This is a genomic window from Streptomyces sp. (genome assembly GCF_036566765.1).
Taxonomy (GTDB): Bacteria; Actinomycetota; Actinomycetes; order Streptomycetales; family Streptomycetaceae; genus Streptomyces.
The window spans coordinates 1-2,718 of record NZ_DATCVQ010000714.1 but is presented as its reverse complement, the minus strand read 5'-3'; the positions used below and the strand labels follow the sequence as shown (position 1 = coordinate 2,718).

The window sequence follows — 2,718 nt, the reverse complement described above, 5'->3', positions numbered from 1 at the left end:
GACATCTCGTCGATCAGGCCGGCGCGCAGCTTGGGCGCGATGTAGGCGACGTCGTGGTCCGCGGGGTCGAGCGCCGGGGCGTGCACGGACAGGCCGGTGGCGTCCTCGGTGAGGAACAGCGTCCCGGTGGTGGTGCGCGCGGCCGCCCGATCCCGCGCGGCCCGGTCGCCGCGTCCTGGCAGGAGGTCCTCTCCCACGTCGGCGCGGGCCGGGGCGCGGCCACCGGGGCGGCCCGGGGCGCGGAGTACCACCCGCGGCCCGGCATCGCGTACGTCCCGTTCGACGACGCCCCGCCGATCGCGTACGGCCTGGTCTGGCGAACGGCGGCGGAGAGCGCCGAGCTGCGCGCGTTCGTCCGAACGGTCCACGCGACTCCGTGACGACGTGTCCGGGCCGGGGCCCCGCGCCGCCGCGGCTACCGTGACGCGATGCAGCGTGCCCTAGACCGCCGGGCCCTCGCCCTGTTCGCCGCGTGCGTGTTTCTCGCCGGCGGCAACGCGGTCGGCGTCCGGTTCAGCAATCGGGAGCTGGACCCGCTGTGGGGCGCGGCCCTGCGGTTCGGCGCGGCCTCCCTCGTCCTGCTCGCCGTCATGGCGTTCCGGCGGCTGGAACTTCCCCGGGGCCGGGCGCTCGCCGGCGCGGTCCTGTTCGGCGTCCTGAACTTCGGCGTCACCTTCGCCCTCGCCTACTACGCGCTGGTCCGCATCCACGCCGGCCTCGGCCAGACCGTCCTGTCGCTCGTCCCGCTCGTCACCCTGCTGCTCGCCGTCGCCCAGCGCCTGGAACGCTTCCGGCTGCTCGCCGGGGTCGGCACCGTGTGCGCGACGGCCGGCGTCGCCGTCATCTCCCGCGCCCCGCTCCAGGGCGCGGTGCCGACGCTGTCGCTGCTGGCCATGCTGGGCGGCGTGCTCTCCTTCGCCGAGGCGATCGTGCTGGTCCGCCGGTTGCCCGCGGTGCACCCGGTGACCATGAACGCCGTCGGCATGACGGCGGCGTCCGCGCTGCTGTTCGCCGGATCCGCCGCGGCCGGCGACACCTGGAAGCTGCCGGACCGCCCCGCGACCTGGTGGGCGCTCGCCTATCTGGTCGTGGCGGGCTCGGTGCTCACCTTCGTCCTGTACCTGATGGTGATCCGCCGCTGGGGAGCGTCCCGCGCGGCCTACCTCTTCGTCGTGGTCCCCATCGTCACGATCCTGCTGTCGGCCTGGCTCGACGACGAACCCCTGACCGCGTCCCTGCTGCTCGGCACTCCGTTGATCCTCCTCGGCGTCTATCTGGGCGCGCTGAGGGGCGGTGGCGATCGAGATTGAACGGGCAACCTTCAGCTCGCGTTCAGCATGCCCGGGGGACAATCAGGACATGCGGGTACTGGTCGTCGACGACGAGAAACGCTTCGCCGAAGGGCTGCGCATCGGTCTGGAGGCGGAGGGCTTCGCGGTCGACCTCGCGCACGACGGCGTCGACGGCCTCTGGCGGGCCCGGGAGACCGCGTACGACGTCATCGTCCTCGACGTCATGCTCCCCGGGCTCAACGGCTACCGCGTCTGCGCCGCCCTGCGCGCGGAGGCGAACTGGACCCCGATCCTCATGCTCACCGCCAAAGAGGGCGAGTGGGACGAGGTCGAGGGCCTGGACACCGGGGCCGACGACTACCTGACCAAGCCCTTCTCGTACGCCGTGCTGCTCGCCCGGCTCCGCGCCCTGCTGCGCCGCGACCCGCACGAACGCCCCGCCGCGCTCACCGCCGGCGACCTGCGGCTCGACCCCGCAGGACGGGAGGTCACCCGGGCCGGGACGCGGGTGGAACTGACCGCCCGCGAGACCGCGTTGCTGGAGTTCCTGCTGCGCCGCCGCGGCGAGACCGTGTCCAAGCGGGAGATCCTCGCGCATGTCTGGGACGACGACTTCGAGGGCGACCCCAACATCGTCGAGGTGTACGTCGGACACCTCCGCAACAAGCTCGACCGGCCCTTCGGACGCGCCGCCATCGAGACCGTACGGGGCCACGGCTACCGGCTCGCGGCCGACGGCGGACCGCCCGGCGGTGAGCGGGCGAGGGCACGGCGATGAGCAGACGCCCCGGCATCCGGCTCCGCTCGTCCGCGGTCGCCGTCCTCGTCGTCGCCCTCGGACTGCTCGCCGGCGCCGTCGCCCTGGTCGTCCTGCTGCGCGCCGACCTCACCGACGACGTACGCCGCACCGCCCGGGACCGCGCCGACCAGGTGGCGGCCGTCATCGACGCGGGCCGCGGCGTCCCGGCGCTCACCGTCGCCGACCCCGAGGAGCAGTTCCTCCAGGTCCTGGACGCCGACGGGCGGGTGGTCGCCGCCAGCACGAACGTGGCGGAACTGCCGGCGCTCGCCCGCCCCGGCCGGCAGGGCGAGGAACGGCTCACCACGCCCCTCGACGAGGACCAGTTCCTCGTCGTGACCGTGACCGCGGGGGAGCGCGACGCACCGCTGACCGTGGTCTCCGGCCGGGTCCTCGGCGCGGTCGCCGAGGCCACCAAGATCGTCACCGGTCTGCTGCTGGTCGGGCTGCCCCTGCTGCTCCTGCTGGCCGCGGGCACGACCTGGCTCGCGGTCGGCCGCGCCCTCGCCCCGGTCGCCGCGATCCGCGCCGAGGTCGAGGCGATCTCCGGGACCGCGCTGCACCGGCGGGTGCCGCTGCCCGGCGGCCGCGACGAGATCGCCCGTCTCGCCGCCACCATGAACGCCA

At 74.5% G+C, this 2,718-nt stretch carries 3 protein-coding genes and 1 pseudogene; 3 read left to right on the top strand and 1 reads right to left on the bottom strand.

From position 1 onward, the window contains the following. Positions 1 to 368: pseudogene (locus VIU94_RS41330) on the bottom strand (hypothetical protein); the annotation flags it as partial. Positions 369 to 428: 60 nt separating this feature from the next. Here VIU94_RS41330 and VIU94_RS41325 point away from each other — a divergent pair. The 3 genes from VIU94_RS41325 to VIU94_RS41315 all read left to right on the top strand — a co-directional run. Continuing rightward, positions 429 to 1,310: a DMT family transporter gene (locus tag VIU94_RS41325; protein WP_331920258.1), complete on the top strand. Its 882-nt coding sequence runs from the start codon at positions 429 to 431 to the stop codon at positions 1,308 to 1,310. A gap of 49 nt (positions 1,311 to 1,359) precedes the next feature. Continuing rightward, positions 1,360 to 2,070 (top strand): response regulator transcription factor, encoded by a 711-nt coding sequence (locus VIU94_RS41320; RefSeq protein WP_331920256.1) that lies wholly within the window; start codon positions 1,360 to 1,362, stop codon positions 2,068 to 2,070. Beyond that, a partial coding sequence (locus tag VIU94_RS41315) for a HAMP domain-containing protein (protein ID WP_331920254.1) occupies positions 2,067 to 2,718 on the top strand: 652 nt, incomplete at its 3' end. The genes VIU94_RS41320 and VIU94_RS41315, both read left to right, overlap by 4 nt.